The sequence below is a fragment of the Hwangdonia seohaensis genome, assembly GCF_031932625.1.
Classification (GTDB): domain Bacteria; phylum Bacteroidota; class Bacteroidia; order Flavobacteriales; family Flavobacteriaceae; genus Hwangdonia; species Hwangdonia seohaensis.
The window spans coordinates 147,869-165,160 of record NZ_JAVSCK010000001.1 but is presented as its reverse complement, the minus strand read 5'-3'; the positions used below and the strand labels follow the sequence as shown (position 1 = coordinate 165,160).

Annotated in this window: 15 protein-coding genes; 8 read left to right on the top strand and 7 right to left on the bottom strand. The window is 35.0% G+C overall.

All coding sequences use genetic code 11. The features are described from left to right. Window positions 1-29: 29 nt before the first annotated feature. Both RNZ47_RS00705 and RNZ47_RS00700 read left to right on the top strand, forming a co-directional pair. Window positions 30-3,731 carry a metallophosphoesterase gene (locus RNZ47_RS00705; protein WP_311935119.1) on the top strand — a complete coding sequence of 1,234 codons (3,702 nt, stop codon included), beginning with the start codon at window positions 30-32 and terminating at the stop codon, window positions 3,729-3,731. Between the two features lie 2 nt (window positions 3,732-3,733). Continuing rightward, window positions 3,734-5,035, top strand: a complete 1,302-nt coding sequence (locus RNZ47_RS00700; RefSeq protein WP_311935117.1) for a DUF2254 domain-containing protein — start codon at window positions 3,734-3,736, stop codon at window positions 5,033-5,035. Here RNZ47_RS00700 and RNZ47_RS00695 read toward each other — a convergent pair. After that, entirely contained in the window at window positions 5,017-5,829 is an 813-nt protein-coding gene (locus tag RNZ47_RS00695; protein WP_311935116.1) for a YjiK family protein, read from the bottom strand. The genes RNZ47_RS00700 and RNZ47_RS00695 overlap by 19 nt on opposite strands. Window positions 5,830-5,844: 15 nt before the next feature. After that, window positions 5,845-6,447 (bottom strand): DUF2652 domain-containing protein, encoded by a 603-nt coding sequence (locus RNZ47_RS00690; protein ID WP_311935115.1) that lies wholly within the window; start codon window positions 6,445-6,447, stop codon window positions 5,845-5,847. 72 nt (window positions 6,448-6,519) lie between these two features. Between RNZ47_RS00690 and RNZ47_RS00685 the strand changes: the two genes are divergently transcribed. The 6 genes from RNZ47_RS00685 (at window position 6,520) to RNZ47_RS00660 (ending at window position 12,174) form a co-directional block, all read left to right on the top strand. Next, complete coding sequence (locus RNZ47_RS00685; RefSeq protein WP_311935113.1) at window positions 6,520-7,731, top strand: BaiN/RdsA family NAD(P)/FAD-dependent oxidoreductase; 1,212 nt, start codon at window positions 6,520-6,522, stop codon at window positions 7,729-7,731. Beyond that, window positions 7,732-8,268 carry a DUF1697 domain-containing protein gene (locus tag RNZ47_RS00680; protein WP_311935110.1) on the top strand — a complete coding sequence of 179 codons (537 nt, stop codon included), beginning with the start codon at window positions 7,732-7,734 and terminating at the stop codon, window positions 8,266-8,268. A 3-nt stretch (window positions 8,269-8,271) separates the two neighbouring features. Continuing rightward, entirely contained in the window at window positions 8,272-9,351 is a 1,080-nt protein-coding gene (locus tag RNZ47_RS00675) for a diphosphomevalonate decarboxylase (protein ID WP_311935108.1), read from the top strand. A 28-nt stretch (window positions 9,352-9,379) separates the two neighbouring features. Continuing rightward, window positions 9,380-10,309 (top strand): mevalonate kinase family protein, encoded by a 930-nt coding sequence (locus RNZ47_RS00670; protein ID WP_311935106.1) that lies wholly within the window; start codon window positions 9,380-9,382, stop codon window positions 10,307-10,309. A gap of 54 nt (window positions 10,310-10,363) precedes the next feature. Then, entirely contained in the window at window positions 10,364-11,266 is a 903-nt protein-coding gene (locus RNZ47_RS00665) for a geranylgeranylglycerol-phosphate geranylgeranyltransferase (protein WP_311935104.1), read from the top strand. A gap of 65 nt (window positions 11,267-11,331) precedes the next feature. Then, on the top strand, window positions 11,332-12,174 hold the full coding sequence (locus RNZ47_RS00660; protein WP_311935102.1) for a pseudouridine synthase: 843 nt from the start codon (window positions 11,332-11,334) through the stop codon (window positions 12,172-12,174). Here RNZ47_RS00660 and RNZ47_RS00655 read toward each other — a convergent pair. The 5 genes from RNZ47_RS00655 to RNZ47_RS00635 all read right to left on the bottom strand — a co-directional run bounded on the left by RNZ47_RS00655 (window position 12,171) and on the right by RNZ47_RS00635 (window position 16,809). Next, the gene (locus RNZ47_RS00655) at window positions 12,171-12,539 is read right to left on the bottom strand and encodes a VOC family protein (protein ID WP_311935100.1); all 369 of its coding nucleotides are present in this window, start codon (window positions 12,537-12,539) and stop codon (window positions 12,171-12,173) included. The genes RNZ47_RS00660 and RNZ47_RS00655 overlap by 4 nt on opposite strands. A 44-nt stretch (window positions 12,540-12,583) precedes the next feature. Continuing rightward, complete coding sequence (locus RNZ47_RS00650; protein ID WP_311935097.1) at window positions 12,584-13,771, bottom strand: ABC transporter permease; 1,188 nt, start codon at window positions 13,769-13,771, stop codon at window positions 12,584-12,586. Further along, window positions 13,771-14,727 (bottom strand): HlyD family secretion protein, encoded by a 957-nt coding sequence (locus RNZ47_RS00645; RefSeq protein WP_311935095.1) that lies wholly within the window; start codon window positions 14,725-14,727, stop codon window positions 13,771-13,773. Before RNZ47_RS00645 ends, RNZ47_RS00650 begins: the two co-directional genes overlap by 1 nt. A 20-nt stretch (window positions 14,728-14,747) precedes the next feature. Further along, entirely contained in the window at window positions 14,748-16,121 is a 1,374-nt protein-coding gene (locus tag RNZ47_RS00640; protein WP_311935093.1) for a TolC family protein, read from the bottom strand. A gap of 115 nt (window positions 16,122-16,236) precedes the next feature. Continuing rightward, a complete protein-coding gene (locus RNZ47_RS00635) occupies window positions 16,237-16,809 on the bottom strand; it encodes a Crp/Fnr family transcriptional regulator (protein ID WP_311935090.1) in 573 nt (190 codons plus the stop codon). Window positions 16,810-17,292: the final 483 nt, after the last annotated feature.

Here is a 17,292-nt window from a genome sequence, read left to right as displayed (position 1 = left end):
TATCTTTAAAAATGAATAAAAACAAATAAATGAAGTTTAAATATAAAGTCACCACCATTTTAATACTAACCTTATTTATTAGCGCATGTGCAACTCACAAAGCACAATATGCTAATGAAGAGGTTAATCAAAATCAATTCCCCAACAAAGAAATAGATAGAACCTTTTACTTAATTGGCGATGCCGGTTGGTCGCCTTATGGAGAGCTTTCAAAAGGATTAAAGGCTTATAAAAGTCACATCGAGAACAAAGACACAAAAGGGGATTACACGCTTTTTCTTGGCGATAATATTTATCCGTCTGGTTTGCCTTCAAAAAACCATAAGGGTCGAAAAAAGGCTGAAAACGGTTTAAACGCACAACTAGAAGCTGTTGCTGGTTTTAAGGGCGAAGTGGTCTTTATTCCCGGAAATCACGATTGGTATTCCAACGGATTAAAAGGATTAAAGCGCCAAGAAAAATATATAGAAGATGCCTTAGGAAAAGATACTTTTTTACCAGAAAATGGTTGTCCGCTTGAAAGCATTGATGTTAGCGAAACCATACAGTTAATAATTGTTGATACACAATGGTATTTGGAAAACTGGAACCACAACCCCACAATAAATGATGAATGCGAAATTAAAACCAGAGAGCGATTGTTTGAAGAAGTTGAGGGCGAACTAAAAAAAGCACAGAACAAAACGGTTGTATTCGCTATGCATCACCCCATGTACACCAATGGCATTCACGGTGGGCACTACGCCGCATCAAAGCATATGTATCCAACTCAAAAAAAGATACCACTTCCTGTTATTTCATCTTTATTGGCACAGGTAAGAACACAAGGTGGCGTGTCTATCCAAGACCGCTATAACGAGCGCTACCACAAACTCATGAGCAGATTGGAGACCATGACCTTAGATGCGGATAATGTTGTTTTTGTGTCTGGGCATGAGCATACCATGCAATACATAGAAAACGAAGCGATAAAACAGATCGTTTCCGGCTCTGGCTCAAAAGAGTCGGCTGCAGCTTTGGGTAAAAACGGTTTGTTTTCGTACGGGAAACAAGGTTTTGCCAAATTTGTGGTTTTTAAAGATGGAAGCGGTTGGGTTAGAATTTATGGCGAAGAAAACGGACAAGCAAAATTACTGTTTCAAAAGGAAGCGATACAGGCGAAACAAGGTTTTGATGTGTCCAGCCTTCCAGAAAGCTTTCCGCAAGAAGTTGAAGTGTCTATTTACTCCAAAGAAGAAACCGATAAAACAGGTTTTTTTGAATCGGTATGGGGCGACCATTACAGAGATATTTACAGCACAAAAATTAAAGCTAAAGTGGCGACTTTAGATACGCTTTATGGTGGTTTGGAAGTGGTTAGAAAAGGCGGTGGCCACCAAACACGTTCCCTTCGTTTAAAAACAAAAGATGGCAGAGAGCTTAACATGAGAGCGCTCCGTAAAAGTGCAACACAATATTTGCAAACCGTACTTTTTAAAGATACTTACATTCAAGATGAGTTTGATAAAACCGAAGTTGAAGAGCTTATTTTAGACTTTTACACGGCGGCACATCCGTATGCCTTCGCAGTGGTTCCAGACTTGTCTAATGCGGCTAAAATTTATCATCCCAATCCAAAATTATTTTTTATTCCAAAGCACAAAGCATTGGGTGATTACAACAATGAGTACGGCGGTGAATTATATATGATTGAAGAACGTCCCGAAGATAATTATTCGGGTGAGAGAAACTTTGGTTACGCCGATGATATTGAAAGCACCCACGATATTATAGAAAAAGTACGTAAAGATGAAAAATACAAAATAGACGAAAATGCCTTTGTAAGAGCGCGCCTTTTTGATATGCTCATCGGTGATTGGGACCGGCACCAAGACCAATGGCGTTGGGCACAGTTTGATATGGAAAACGGCGATAAATATTATAGGCCAATTCCTAGAGACAGAGATCAAGTGTTTTCGAATTTTGATGGTGCTTTACTTGATGTGATGAAATTTATTTCGGGATCAACAAAACAGCTTCAAGTGTATGATGAAGAGCTAAAAGACATTGAATGGATGAATAGCGCCGGCATTAAATTGGACCGCGTGCTTATTCAAAAAGCGGATAAAGAAAAATGGCTAGAGCAAGCTAAATTTTTACAAGAACATATAACTGATGAGATTATCGATGTTGCCTTTTCTAAAGTGCCGGAAAGGGTTCAAGATGAAACACTCAATGATATAAAACAAAAGTTAAAAGGAAGGCGAGCTAACTTACAAGACATAGCCACACGCTATTATAACCACTTAAACGGGTTGGTAATTTTAACGGGAACCGATAAGGACGATTATATTGAAGTTACGCGCATAGGTTATAACAAAACCCATGTTAAAATTTCAAGAATTAAAGACGGCGAAAAAGCAGATGTTTTGGTCGATAAAACCTTTGATAGAGCCATTACCAAAGAAATTTGGATTTACGGATTGGATGATAAAGATATTTTTGAAGTTACTGGAAAAGCAAATAACTTAATATACACAAGGCTAATTGGCGGACAGGAAAACGATACCTATATAATAAAAAACGGTCGACGGATTAAAGTTTACGACCATAAATCAAAACCTAATACCGTAGTTGAACAGAAAGGTGGCGAAATTAAATTTACAGATGTATATAATTTGAATCTTTTTGATTTTAATAAAAACATAACCAAATCCAGTGTAATAACACCAGCTATAGGTTTTAATCCAGACGACGGCTTTCAATTGGGTGTATCTTTTGTGAAAACAGTAAAAGGTTTTCAGCGTAATCCGTTTTCGCAACAACATCGTTTTAAAGGTGGTTATTTTTTTGCTACCGAAGGATTTGCCCTGCAATACGATGTCGAGTATGCAAATATTTTTCAGGATTGGAATTTACACGTAGCAGGTAAGTTTACAACAGAAAATTTTACAAATAACTTTTTTGGCTACGGAAACGAAACCACAAATAATAACGACGATTTAGATTTTAACAGGGTTAAAACCAGTATCATCGGCGCTAAAATAGGAATTGTTAAAAAAGGGAGTTTTGGTAGTGATTATGGCTTTAGAGCCCTTTTTGAAGCTATTGAAATTGACGAAACACCAAATCGTTTCATCTCTAATTTTGCTCCAATTATAAATACCGATTTTTATAAAAGACGCTTTTTTGGAGGTTTAGAAGCTGAGTATAAATATAAAAGTTTTGATAATGCCATTAACCCCACGCGAGGCATGACCTTTTTGTTGAACATAGGTGGAAAAACAGAATTTAAAGACACCAAAAACACCTATGGTTATATAAATTCCAATCTTGGGTTTTATAACGCACTTTCAAAAAACAGGAAATTGGTGCTTAAAACAGATGTGAGAACCCAAATTAGAATTGGTGATGAGTTGGTGTTTTATCAAGCTTCAAACATTGGTGGTAATAATGGTTTGAGAGGTTTTAGGACGGAACGTTTTACGGGTAAAAATTCGTTGGTTGGCAATGCCGATTTAAGGTATAGTTTCCCTTCTTTCAAAACCAGTGTTTTGCCTTTGCAAATAGGAGTGTTTGGTGGCGCCGATGTGGGTAGGGTGTGGTTAAAAAACGAAGACTCAGATAAATGGCATAACGATTACGGTGGCGGATTTTGGGTAACCGCGGCAGAAAGCCTATCGGGTACTTTTAACTTTTTTAATAGCAGCGAAGGGTTTAGGTTTTCGTTTGGGTTTGGTTTAAATTTTTAAACATGAAAAACTATTTAAACAATGCCATAAACTATTTCATAAAGCTTGAAAGTAAAATTGCATTTTATCCAACATTAATGAGCCTTGGAGGTTTGTTTTTTGCGTTTATTATGTATTATTTTGAAAGCCTCGGTATTTCATCATATTTGGTTGAGCACGCCCCACTGTTGGTTGTTAATGACACTGATACTGCAAGGAGCCTCTTAACTACGTTTGTTGCGGGTTTAATATCTATAATGGTATTCAGTTTTTCACTGGTTATGATCTTGCTTAACCAAGCCTCAAGTAATTTTTCCCCAAGAGTGCTTCCCGGTTTAATTTCTAACCGAAGACACCAAGTTATATTGGGTATTTATATTTCGTCTTTATTATACAGTATTTTTACATTAGTAGCTATCGAGCCTAACGGAAATGAGTATCAGCTTCCGGGATTTTCGGTTTTGCTGGCCATTGTTTTTATGACGGTTTGTTTGGGGGCTTTCATCTATTTTATTCATTCCATTTCGCAAGCCATTCAAGTTAATAATATTATAGATAAAATTTTTTCAACAGCTATTACGCGTTTAGAGGTATTAATTGATGCTGAAGAAGAATACAAAACGGATTTCCCAGATACATCAAACTGGCATGTTTTAAAATCTTTTAAATCCGGATATTTTCAAGATTTGAGTTCAAATAACTTAATTGATATTGCCAAGGCAAACCATTGTAAAATAGAAGTGATTCCCGTTAAAGGTACCTATATATTAAAAGGTGCCCCAATTGTAAAATACAATGTAGATTTAGATGAAGATTTTGTTAAGCAGATTGAGGCTTCATTTCTTTATTCCAAAAGCGAACTTATAGAAGATAATTATGTACTCGCCTTTAAGCAAATTACCGAAATTGCCTTAAAAGCTATGTCGCCAGGAATTAATGACCCCGGGACAGCTATTAATGCCATCGATTATTTAACGGATTTGTTTCTGCTGAGGATGCATAAAAACGACAGGGGCTGCTATATTGAGGATAGCCAACCCATTATTAAAGTTGGAACAGTAACTTTTAGCGAATTACTGTATAGCGTTATGGCTGCTTTACGTACTTATTGCAAGCATGATATAATTATTGTTGCAAAACTATTTAATATGCTTAAATACTTATTAATAAATAACACAAAATACAGCGAACATTATAAAGAAGCAGTTTTAAAGGAAGTAGAAAACCTTTATCAAGATACTTTAAAAAATCATTCAAACAGCACGGATTTAAATCGAATTGAGTTAATGTACAATGAATTTCTTACCTATAACTCAAATACATAAATATTACCACCTTCAATCCCGGTTCGTTCGTCATTGATCAAAACCGATTTAGAATCGACAAAACAAACACCTTCTTTTTGGGAATCGTGTTTAAATTCTAGCGATTCTAACCTGCCATCAAAAAAATTATCCGAAGTAAAATTGGTTAATTTCCAAAGCTTATCATGGTTTAACAATACTACTGTTTTGCCATCATCACTTATATCTGCTCCTGTAATTTTAGTTTGCTTTCCTTTAAGTTTAAATTCAGTAATTAAGGTTGCAACGTGCGTACCAATTTGGTTAGGGACTTTAATTAAAACGCCTTTGCCTTCGGTTTTACTAAACATGTAAAAATAGTTGTTGTGCAGAAAAAAAGCTTCAAAATCTGCGGAGTCTACTTTTTTGGGCAAGGTGAAATTAATAATGTCTGCGGTACTTTCCTTTTTAAGTTTTTTCGGGTTCGAAATTTTGTAAATAGTAAACGTATCTCTTTTTTTGTTGTTGTTTCCAAAATCTCCAATATAAATATTGCCTTGTTTATCCGAGGTTAAATCTTCCCAATCTTCGTTTTTTGCGTTTGTTATGGTAATACTCCTATCAATATTACCTTCGTTATTCAATCGGTATAAAATATTTGGGTTTCCGGCGTCTTCAATGGTCCATAAAACATTTTCGTTTTTTACTAATTCAAGGGCCGAGGCTTCTTCCAATTGGGCATCTATATTGGCAACAACTTCTATGTTGCCCGTGTTGCAAGAGTAAAGTAAAAAGCCTAAAATTATTAGTTTTATATAAAAAGATGTTGTTGTCATTTAGTAAGTTTTTTTTTAGTCTTTTAAAGGCTTTAGTTCAATGTATTTATAATTAATATGCCCAATATGCTCGTAACTATCTTTGCCGGATTTTAACTCATTCCAAAAGGTTTCTTTTTGAATATCTTGATTTTTATATTGGTCCAACACCGCTTCAGAAATCATTAAATATTCGTCACTTTCAATACTGTTTTTAAGCAATCTATGGGCAATTATAATATCCTCGCCTATTAGTTTTATGTTGCTTCCAACTTGAGTTTTACCAATGTCTAGGCCATAATGCAGTACAATTTTTAAGCCTAATATTTTTGGAATAATATGGCTTTCGAGCTTATGGCTGTTCTCGGCCATGAGTAAATCTATTTGATGGTAAAAATCGGTGTAAAAAAGTTTACATTGTTCAATGAGCGATTTAAAAGACGGCAAATTACCTGTTCGATAAAACAAAACAGCATCACCTTCAATTTCAGATACTTTAAAACCAATCTCGTTAGAATAGATGATTTTATTAAGCAACGAAGGAATTATTTTACTGCTCATCTCAAAATCAACCTCACTCATAAACTGCGTAAAACCACTAATATCGGGAATACAAATAAGTGTGGGTTCTTTTTCCATAGCATCAAAGTTAGCTAAATAATTAAAAAATAATAATTAGAGTAGATAATAATATTAATTTCGCGTTTAAATATGAAACAATTTAACGTTATAATTATTGGCGGTGGCGCTGCGGGTTTTTTTGCCGGTATAAATATTGCTGAACAGAATCCAAATTTAAAAGTTGCTATTTTAGAGCGCGGAAAAGAGGGGTTGCAAAAGGTTAAAATTTCTGGTGGCGGACGTTGTAATGTAACGCATGCTGAATTTATTCCAAATGAATTGGTGCATTATTACCCAAGGGGCGAAAAGGAATTGCTCGGGCCTTTTCATAAATTTATGACAGGCGATACCATGGCATGGTTTGAAAAACGGGGCGTTAATTTAAAAATTGAAGAGGACGGAAGAATATTTCCGGTTACCGATTCGTCGCAAACCATTATTGATTGTTTTTTAAACGAAGCTAAAAAAAATAAGGTTGAGGTGTTGTATAATCATTCCGTTAAGTCAATTAAAAAAACAGAAAACGATTGGCAATTAGACACGAATCAAGGTTCGTTTTTTACTGAAAAATTATTGATAGCCACAGGAAGCAATCCTAAAATCTGGAAATTATTGGAAGGTTTGAATCATACTATTTCCAAACCCGTACCTTCATTATTTACATTTAACATTAAAGATAGTCGCATCAAGGATATCCCCGGTGTGGTAGCCCAAAAAGTAGCAATAAAAGTGCTAGCATCTCGTTTAGAATCCGAAGGGCCACTGCTTATTACCCATGTTGGCATGAGTGCTCCTGCCATTTTAAAGCTATCGGCTTATGGCGCTTTAGAATTGGCAAAATGCGACTATAAATTCTCGATTGAAGTTAATTTTATTAAACGCTCTTTTGAAAATTGTTTGGTAAATTTAAAGGCGTTAAAACAAACATTAAACAAAAAAACCGTGTTTAAGTTTTCACAATTCGATTTGCCAAAACGCTTGTGGAAGCAATTGGTTTTGGCAGCAGATATTTCTGAAACTACAACCTGGGCAGATTTGAATAAAAATCAATTGGAAGCTTTGGCTTTACAGTTAACAAAAGCTATTTTTAAGGTAGACGGAAAAAGTACTTTTAAAGAAGAGTTTGTAACCGCAGGTGGTGTCAATTTAAAGGAAATCAATTTTAAAACCTTTGAAAGCAAGCTTCATAAAAACCTCTATTTTGCTGGCGAGGTTTTAAATATTGATGCTGTAACGGGTGGCTTTAACTTTCAAAATGCGTGGACGGGAGCGTTTATTGCCGCAAAATCTATTTCAAAATAAATGAATACATATATTGCATTATTTAAAGGCATTAATGTTGGCGGGCACAAAAAAGTACCCATGGTAGATTTGCGCCAATTGCTAACCAAATCCGGTTTTAAAAATGTGCAAACCTACATTCAAAGTGGGAACGTAATATTTCAATCTTCAAAAGATAATACAGCTGAAATTGAGGACATCATACAAAATGCAACAACATCTTACTTCGGATTTGAAGTTTCAGTTTTAGTTAAAACCAGAACCCATATAAAACGTATTTTCGATGCTTGTCCGTTTTCAGAAGAAAAAAAGCAAGCAAGCTACTTTGCCATGTTATACGATAAACCAGATGAAGCTTTGGTAACATTGGCATCAGAAAAAATTTATGAAGGCGAAGAATATTATATTTTAAATGATTGTATTTATTTCTTTTGTGAAAAAGGATACGGACAAGCTAAATTCAACCTGAATTATTTCGAACGAAAACTTAAAACCACCGCAACAGCAAGAAACTATAATACAATGGTAAAGTTATTATCTTTGTCAGCAGAAATTTAGAAGATGACAGAACAAATTTTTATTCCAAAAGCATATAAAAACACAATAGAAAAAGGGAGTTACACGTGGTCGTCGCCAAGTAATATCGCTTTGGTAAAATATTGGGGGAAAAAGGAGCATCAGATTCCTGAAAATCCATCGATTAGTTTTACCCTAAATGAATGTAAAACGATTACTAAATTGAGTTTTTCTAAAAAAGAAGATAACACCGGGTTTTCTTTTGAGGTGTTTTTGGATAACGAAAAGAAAGACGATTTTAAACCGAAAATCGAAACGTTTTTTAAGCGCATTGAAAGTTATTTACCTTTTTTAAAAACCTATCATTTTAAAATAGAAACCTCAAACACATTTCCCCATAGCTCGGGTATTGCATCATCGGCATCTGGCATGAGCGCTTTGGCTTTGTGCTTAATGAGTATTGAAAAAGCTTTAAACCCTGACATTACAAATGAAGATTTCATTCAAAAAACATCATTTTTAGCACGTTTGGGTTCGGGTAGCGCTTGCCGTAGTTTGGAAGGCGATTTGGTGGTTTGGGGAAAACATGACGAGATTGATAGAAGTTCCGATTTATTTGGTGTAAAATATCCTTTCGAAGTGCATCAAAATTTCAAAAATTATAACGATACCATTTTGCTTGTCGATAAAGGCGAAAAACAGGTGAGCAGTACCGTTGGGCATAATTTAATGCATAATCATCCGTTTGCTAAAGAGCGATTTAAACAGGCGCACAGCAATCTTTCTACTTTAATAAATGTGTTTAAAACAGGGGATTTAAAAGCGTTTATCGAGATTGTTGAAAGTGAAGCTTTAACACTGCACGCGATGATGATGACCAGTATGCCGCATTTTATTTTGATGAAGCCGAACACCTTGGAAATCATCAATAAAATTTGGAATTTCAGGCACAAAACGGGCTCAAATGTTTGTTTCACGTTGGATGCGGGCGCCAATGTACATGTTTTATATCCTGAGAATGAAACCGAAATTGTATTAGAATTCATTAAGAATGAATTAGTTGCGTTTTGTCAAAAAGGCGAGTATATTAACGATAAAATTGGATTTGGAGCTAAACTGTTGTAATTTTGCTAAACCAAGTCAAAAATTGTTTATGAAAGGACCACTCTTTTACTCAAAAATATTACTCTTCGGAGAGTACGGAATCATTAAGGATTCCAAGGGTTTATCTATTCCATATAATTTTTATAACGGTGCTTTAAAGATGGACGAAAATCCTTCTGATCAAGCAATAAAATCCAATAAAAGCTTAAAGGGTTTTGTTGATTATTTGAGCACTATTGACGCGAAACTGGTAACTTTTGATATTGAGACCTTGAAAAAACATGTTGAAGAAGGCATGTATTTCGATTCTTCAATTCCGCAGGGTTACGGTGTGGGAAGTAGTGGTGCTTTGGTCGCTGCCATTTACGATAAATATGCCCATGATAAAATTACGGTTTTAGAGAATTTAATCAGAGAAAAATTGCTTAAATTAAAATCGATTTTCTCGGCAATGGAATCGTTTTTCCACGGAAAATCTTCTGGTTTAGATCCTTTAAACAGTTATTTAAGTATTCCTATTTTAATCAATTCCAAAGACCATATTGAAGCCACTGGCATTCCATCACAAAAAACCGAAGGTAAAAATGCCGTGTTTTTATTGGATAGCGGTATTATTGGTGAAACGGCCCCAATGGTTAGTATTTTTATGGAAAACATGAAACAAGAAGGCTTCAGGAAAATGATTAAGGACCAGTTTGTTAAGCACACCGATGCTTGTGTTGATGATTTCTTGAAAGGTGATATTAAATCGTTGTTTAACAATACCAAACAATTATCAAAAGTGGTATTAAATCATTTTAAGCCTATGATACCTAAGCAGTTTCATGAGCTTTGGAAAAAAGGTATCGAAACCAACGAGTACTACTTAAAACTTTGTGGCTCTGGCGGCGGTGGTTATATTTTAGGATTTACCGAGAATATTGATGTTGCCAAACAGTCTTTAAAAGATTATAAGTTAGAGGTGGTTTATAACTTCTAAATTCCAATGTTATTATTCTGAATTTGTTTTCAGAATCCCTTCAAATTTTTCCAAATGTTATCCAGAAGACAGAAACATATTTTGCTTAAATTCTTCAGTATGTTTTCTGTAGTCCGCGGTTACAATATTTTGGTCATCGTTATTGCGCAGTACTTGGCGGCCGTTTATATTCTTGCACACGATAAACCACTTAAAACAGTGCTTTTTGATGTTAATTTACTCATGCTGGTTTTTGCTTCGGCAGCTACCATTGCTGGCGGGTATATTATTAATAATTTTTACGACTCGGAAAAGGATTTGATTAATCGTCCGCAAAAATCAAAATTAGACCGATTAATCAGTCAAAACACAAAACTGTCATTCTATTTCGTGTTGAATTTTATGGCAGTTATTATGGCAAGCTACGTGTCGTTTAAACCCGTTATCTTCTTTTCGGTTTACATATTTGGTATCTGGTTTTATTCACATAAACTAAAAAAACTACCGTTTATTGGCAATTTAACATCGGCAGTTTTAACCATTACGCCGTTTTTTGCCATTTTTATGTATTACAAAAATTTTGAAACCGTCATTTTTGTACACGCCATGTTTTTGTTTTTAATCATATCCATGCGAGAACTCACAAAAGACCTGGAAAATATTAAAGGCGATTTACTTTTAAATTACAAAACCATACCCATAGCTTATGGCGAAAAAGCATCAAAAATTATGCTAACGGTTTTAGCCATTTTAACCTTGATTCCTATATATTTATTGGTAAATCACTTTGAAATTGGTTATATGTACATCTACTTTTATTTATGTATTGCACTGCTCTTTGGATTTTTGTTGTTGCTCTGGAAATCTAAAACAAAAACACACTATTTAATACTTCACAATATTTTAAAATTCATCATTTTGGCAGGTGTTTTTAGTATTGTTTTAATTAATGTTGATTTGGTGTTGACCAGAATTTAACAATATTTTTAAACTTAAATCGCCAATCGTAATTTTAGCTATATCTTTGCAGCAAAATTAAAGTGATGAGTAAGCAACAAGGCGGACAAAGAAAAGGAAAAACAAAAGTTGAAGGCACTAAAAAGAACTTCAGAAAAGGTGATGGTAAAGGCCATGCGTTTTTTAAGAAAGCAGAGCCTAAACCTAAAAAACCTTCAAATCCTAATGAGATTCGTTTAAATAAATACGTTGCCAATTCCGGAATGTGTTCACGTCGTGAAGCCGATGTGCATATTGCCACAGGTTTGGTTTCCGTAAATGGAAAAATAATTACCGAAATGGGTTATAAGGTTAAAGTTGGTGACGAAGTGCGTTACGATGGTGCCCGTATAAACCCAGAGAAAAAGGCTTATGTTTTACTAAATAAACCCAAAGGATTTGCGACCACTACCAGCGAAGGCAAAGGGCGCACCGTTATGGATTTGGTTGCCAATGCAACTAGTTCGCGCATTAAGCCCATTGGGCGTTTGGGCAGAAACTCCAAAGGGTTGTTATTGTTTACAAACGACGATGTTATTGTAGATAAATTTACAAACTCCAAAAACGGGGTGGCGCGTTTGTTTCACATTGAATTAGATAAAAACTTGAAATTTGAAGACCTAAAAAAAATTCAGGAAGGTTTTAAGGTTCAAGGAAAACTGATCGCTGTTGAAGAGATTAGCTATATTGATGGTGCATCAAAAAAAGAAATTGGCTTAAAAATTAAAAACACGGGCAACACCATTATCCGTACTATTTTCGATTATTTAAAGTATGATATTATTAGTTTGGATTGTGTCGCCATTGGGCATTTAACTAAAAAAGATATTCCGCGCGGACATTGGAAACACTTAACCGAGCAAGAATTGAATACTTTGAAGATGCTTTAAGCCATTTTAAACGCCCCAACATGCCACAAAACACCCGATGGGTCGTGCACAAAGTATTCCTTTCCCCAATCGTTGTATTGGATTTCTGAAATTCTTACACCATTGTATTTTTCTTCCAGATTTATTTTTTTTAGATTGGATACATGCGCTTCTACGTTTACAATTTCCAAGAAAACCATGGTATTGTCAATCCAATCTTTTACATAGGCATCTTGTAGATAAAATCCAAAATTTTCCGATTTGAAGTTAGACAGCTTTTCTGAGATTTTAATTTCTTCAAACCCAAAATCTTTGTAAAATTGTCTGGAAATATTATAGTTTTTTGCGCCAATAAAAGGCCTGATTGATTTGATATGTGTTTTCATTACGGATAATTTAGCGTTTTTTTAAAATTAAATAAACTGCAATGCTATTGCAAATCTGTCTCTACAACGGTTTTTGCTTCTTTTTTAAACTGCGAGTTAATCTTAAACTGTAGCAGTAAAACCATGCTCACAAAAGCCACAACAATGATTAATAATAAAATCCTTATTTCTGGCATTATAGATGCTAAATCGCCTCCGTAAAAGGCAATTCTTCTGAAACCACTTAAAAATTGCGTAACGGGAATAAATTGTGCCACATTGGTAATTAAATTGGGTATGGCTTCTGTTGGCCATGTAAATCCACTTAAAATAAATGCAGGTGTAGAAATTACCATTAATAACTCTGTGGCTTTTAATTGGTTTGGAATGGCAATAGAAAACAGCATGCCAACAAACATGGAAGCCAACGTTAAAAGAATGGTTAATACCAACATTGGGAAATTAAAAATATCTGCAGTAATATTAAAATAAACAAAAAGCAGGCTGATAAAAAGCCACATAAAAGGAAGCATTAATAAAAACGGGGTCGCTTTTAAAAAAATATGATATAAGGACGACTTGCTTTTTTGAATAAGTTGTGCAAAATAACCGTCTTCAAAATCTCTTGAAAACACTAATGCCATGGCCAAAAATATAACCTGTTGCATAATGGCAGCGAGTATTCCGGGTAACATAAAATTAACATAGTTACCAGAAGAATTATAGAGTTTGTTAAAGTTGATTTTAAAACTTTCGTAAGATGCCATAGCTTGCACAGGGTGAAGTCCTTGTTTTTTCAGTCCTTCTATTTCCATACCAGCGTTTAGCGTCATCAAAACCAAATTGATATTATTACTTGCCGTATTGGCATTTAAAATATTCGCCATATTTAAGTCCACTCGAATTTCAGGATGCTTTTTCTGTAAAATATGCTTTTCAAAATCGGTGGGTATTGTTATAACCGCAGCGTATTGTTCCGTTGGCATTTCAGCGCGTATGTTACCATCAGTTGCTCTAACATCTGCAACAAATAAACCTTCGTTATCTTCAAGCGCATCAATGATTTTGTCGGATGCCGGACTGCGATCTTCATCAATAATGACAATGGGAAGATCTACAACCTTTCCTTGTTGGTACACATAGCCAAATAAAATACCGTAACCTATTGGTGCTCCAAAAAAGATGGCGAGTAAAACGCCATTTGAAAAAATACGCTTAAATTCTACCTGGAGTAAGCTTATAAAATTTTTCATTATTTGATAAGTATTGTAGCGTTGATAAAAAACTTTTGTTTTGATACGTCTGTTGTTGGTACCACTTTTAGCTCATAAATAGATTCTGATAATTGATACAGCGGTGCCGTACTTGTAATATCTGCATATTGCGCCAATTGTTTTATGGCTACAACTTTAGACTTGGTTTCTTCTTCGGTATAAGGGTTGATAAGCGTGAGCTCTTTGCCCACTTCAAAATCATAAATCCTTGATTCCGGAATGGTAAATCTAAAATAAACACTATCGGTTTTATAGCCATTGAACAAGGTAAAACCCGGAGTAAGCAATTCGCCTTCCTCCAAGCTAATGGTTTCAACAGACATGTCTGCCGGCGCCATTAAATACTGTTCTTTGGACGCCGAAAGCACTTCTTCTTTGGCTCCGAGTGCTCGGTCTAATTGCCCTTTGGCCTGTTCTATTTGTTCTGCTCTGGCCCCTTTTTTCACTTCGTCGCGCTTCGCTTCCAAACCATCTACCTGCGCTTTGGCCATCTGGAGTTTCATTTTTACTTCATCAAATTGTTGTTGACTAATTAAGGAATCCTGAAACATGTTTTGCAATCTGTTATAAGATTCTTGGGCAAATTGCAATTGGGCTTTTCCCGCGTTTAATTGGCCTTCAATTTGATTTAATTGTTCGGTTGTAGCACCATTATAAGCCATGTTTAATTGACCTTTAGCTGAAACAATAGCGCCCTCGGCCTGCATCATTTTTGCATGAACTTCGGGAATATCCATGGCCGCAAGGGTATCGCCTTTTTTTACGACTTGGCCTTCTTTTACGTAAATTTTTCCAATCCTTCCAGGAACTTTACCGCTAACCGAAATGGTTTCAAATTTAACTTTTCCTCTGTTGTTGGTTAATTGTTCGTTTTTACAAGAATGCAAAGCGAATAGGGTAATGCAACCTAATATGATGTTTTTATATGTTTTCATTTCGTAATGTGTTTTTTAAGTTAGTAAGTCAGTATGCCTTTGGCATGAAGCAGATTTGCAACTGCACGTCTTTCGTTATAGTAGGATTCCTGTAATTTAAAATTGGCTTTTTCCACGTCGTTTAGGGCATCTAGCAATTCCGTGATTGATGCCAGATTGTTTTTGTATTGCTTATTAACCATATCGTAGGTATCGTTAGCAAGCTCTATTTCTTTTTGAACGATATTGGTGTTTTGTTGAGATGCTTGATAAGCCAACTCCGATTTTATAATGCTCAAGCCAATCATTTCTTGGGCTTCGTTTATTTTTTCTTGGTATTTCAGGCTTTCCAATGCTGTTTTTTTACTTTTCAGCCTAGAAGTATTTCCGTCAAAAACACGCCATTGTACGCCAACTCCAATAAACCACTTAGGGTCTAGCAGCGATAAATCATCTTCAATAAATTCATAATGTCCCTTAACAGCAACCTTAGGGATAAAATTGCTTTTTTCCATTTTGGCTTGATAATGTGTTGCTTTTTCGGCTTCTTCCAAAGCTTTAACCTCGTTGCGTTTTTCGGTATTTGAATTTGAAACAACCGAAAATGATTCCAACTGCGGATTGAGCATTCTTAAGTTTTCTTTGGTTTCGCCAGTAAGTTGATGAAGCACTTCAATTAATAAGATGTTATTATGATCAAATTCCAGTTTTTTTGCTTCTAATTGTTGTTGGGCAAGCTCAATTTTTTTGCGACTTATGGGCGTTGCCAAACCATTTTCAATCGCCTTTTTAACATAAAAAGCTTGTTCGTTCAAGTAGTTTTCGGTGTTGGTAAGTACTTTTTTTGATGCTTTTACCAAGGCGAGTTTGTCATAGGCCTCAATAATTTGCAAAGCCACTTTATCTTTTTCTGCCATGCCTACAAAATTTAAAGAGGTCTCTTTATGTTTGCTCGCTTTTAAGGCATTGCTAGCTTCCAATCCGCTAAATAATACCCAATCCAAATCCACCGATGTTTTCAAGATGTTTTTATCTTGAAGATTAGGTGCGTCTTGCAACGGAATATGGTCTGGAAAAGGGGAGTTAAAAGGCAAACCCACAGCGTCCTTAATAATGAGTTTTTGAGTCTCAATTAATAAGGTTTGTGTGGCATCATCAAAAGTAATATCGTCATTTAATCGAGCATAACTTCCATTAAAGGTAATCTTGGGCAAGAAAACAGACTTAGCCAATTGCTGGTCTACTTTAGCTTGTTCGGAGTCTAATCGATTGGTGTTGATTTGATGGTTTTTTTCAAGTCCTTTATGAATCAAGTCTTTTAATACAGGGTCTAATTCTTGCGCGAAAGTTATAGGCGGAGCTATGGCTAAAAGCGCAATCATCAAGACTTTTATTGCGGTTTTGTTTCTGTTCATTGTAAATAAATTTATAAATACAATGTAAAGATAAGCATGTATGGGTTTTTTTCTTTTGACTTAAATCAAATAGTGTAAGTTGTTGAAATTAAGATGGTTTGATAGGTGACACTAATTAAGTTCCCGAGCCGTTTTTTCTAATTCTGCTTAAAGTTTCTTGGGTCATTCCCAGATAGGAAGCAATATGACCTAGCGGAACACGATAGGCAATATCTGGAAATTCACTAAGCATATAGTCGTAACGTTCTCTGGCGGTTTGAAACTGAATGGCATTGAGTTTATTAACGACCCTAGTTAGCATTTCGGTGCTTGCCATTCTGCCCATTTTTTCCATTTTTGGGTATTTATAGAATAGCGCATCTAAGTCACTTTTAGAAATGCGGTATAAAACAGAATCTTCTAAAACCTCTAAATAATACAAACTCGGACTTTGTTGAAAAAAGCTATCAACACTAGTCATAAATTTACCCACGCCAAAAAACCATTGTGTAATTTCCTTTCCGCCTTCATTAAGGTAGTAGCTTCTGCCCATGCCGTGTTCAACAAAATATAAAGCATTACAAATTTGGCCTTGACGAACAAGAATTTGATTTTTCGAAACAGATTCTTTCTTAAAATGAGCAAGAATGTCCTGCAACTCGGTTTGGGTAAACGGAACCAATGATACTAAAAAGTCGGATATGCTCATAAATATGTTCTGCTCAAAATAAGGTTAAGTACCAAATTTACTGATTTCCTTCGCAATATCAAGCCTTAAAAAACGCTAAAAAGAGAGCGATAAAAATTTCAAAAAAAAAATTTTGTAATTCAAAAAAAAGTATTTCATTTGCATCGCATTTAGCTGAACAAATTGAACCCTGTTTCTATGTTCGGGCTTTTGAAAATTAGGAAGTCATATTCAAAAGCAGCTTATAGGATGAGCGACCGAATTTTAAAGCTAACTTCCGTTTTACCTATCTATGCTAGCCAGCATAACTACGGCTTTGTTCCTACTACTGAGCGAAAAATACAAGTTTGATTTATTCTTAAAAATTTGTTATTACAGCGATAATTGCGCTGTTTCATAAATAATTACTATATTTTTATTAAAATTATGTTATCATTTTCAAGATATGTTTTATCATAGGATAAAATATTTTTCTAGAACGTTGTAACAGACCGTTAAAAACTA

Coding starts and splice junctions, on each gene's coding strand:
- RNZ47_RS00705 (WP_311935119.1), top strand. CDS start 30: ATGAAGTTTAAATATAAAGTCACCACCATTTTAATACTAACCTTATTT.
- RNZ47_RS00700 (WP_311935117.1), top strand. CDS start 3,734: ATGAAAAACTATTTAAACAATGCCATAAACTATTTCATAAAGCTTGAA.
- RNZ47_RS00695 (WP_311935116.1), bottom strand. CDS start 5,829: ATGACAACAACATCTTTTTATATAAAACTAATAATTTTAGGCTTTTTA.
- RNZ47_RS00690 (WP_311935115.1), bottom strand. CDS start 6,447: ATGGAAAAAGAACCCACACTTATTTGTATTCCCGATATTAGTGGTTTT.
- RNZ47_RS00685 (WP_311935113.1), top strand. CDS start 6,520: ATGAAACAATTTAACGTTATAATTATTGGCGGTGGCGCTGCGGGTTTT.
- RNZ47_RS00680 (WP_311935110.1), top strand. CDS start 7,732: ATGAATACATATATTGCATTATTTAAAGGCATTAATGTTGGCGGGCAC.
- RNZ47_RS00675 (WP_311935108.1), top strand. CDS start 8,272: ATGACAGAACAAATTTTTATTCCAAAAGCATATAAAAACACAATAGAA.
- RNZ47_RS00670 (WP_311935106.1), top strand. CDS start 9,380: ATGAAAGGACCACTCTTTTACTCAAAAATATTACTCTTCGGAGAGTAC.
- RNZ47_RS00665 (WP_311935104.1), top strand. CDS start 10,364: ATGTTATCCAGAAGACAGAAACATATTTTGCTTAAATTCTTCAGTATG.
- RNZ47_RS00660 (WP_311935102.1), top strand. CDS start 11,332: ATGAGTAAGCAACAAGGCGGACAAAGAAAAGGAAAAACAAAAGTTGAA.
- RNZ47_RS00655 (WP_311935100.1), bottom strand. CDS start 12,539: ATGAAAACACATATCAAATCAATCAGGCCTTTTATTGGCGCAAAAAAC.
- RNZ47_RS00650 (WP_311935097.1), bottom strand. CDS start 13,771: ATGAAAAATTTTATAAGCTTACTCCAGGTAGAATTTAAGCGTATTTTT.
- RNZ47_RS00645 (WP_311935095.1), bottom strand. CDS start 14,727: ATGAAAACATATAAAAACATCATATTAGGTTGCATTACCCTATTCGCT.
- RNZ47_RS00640 (WP_311935093.1), bottom strand. CDS start 16,121: ATGAACAGAAACAAAACCGCAATAAAAGTCTTGATGATTGCGCTTTTA.
- RNZ47_RS00635 (WP_311935090.1), bottom strand. CDS start 16,809: ATGAGCATATCCGACTTTTTAGTATCATTGGTTCCGTTTACCCAAACC.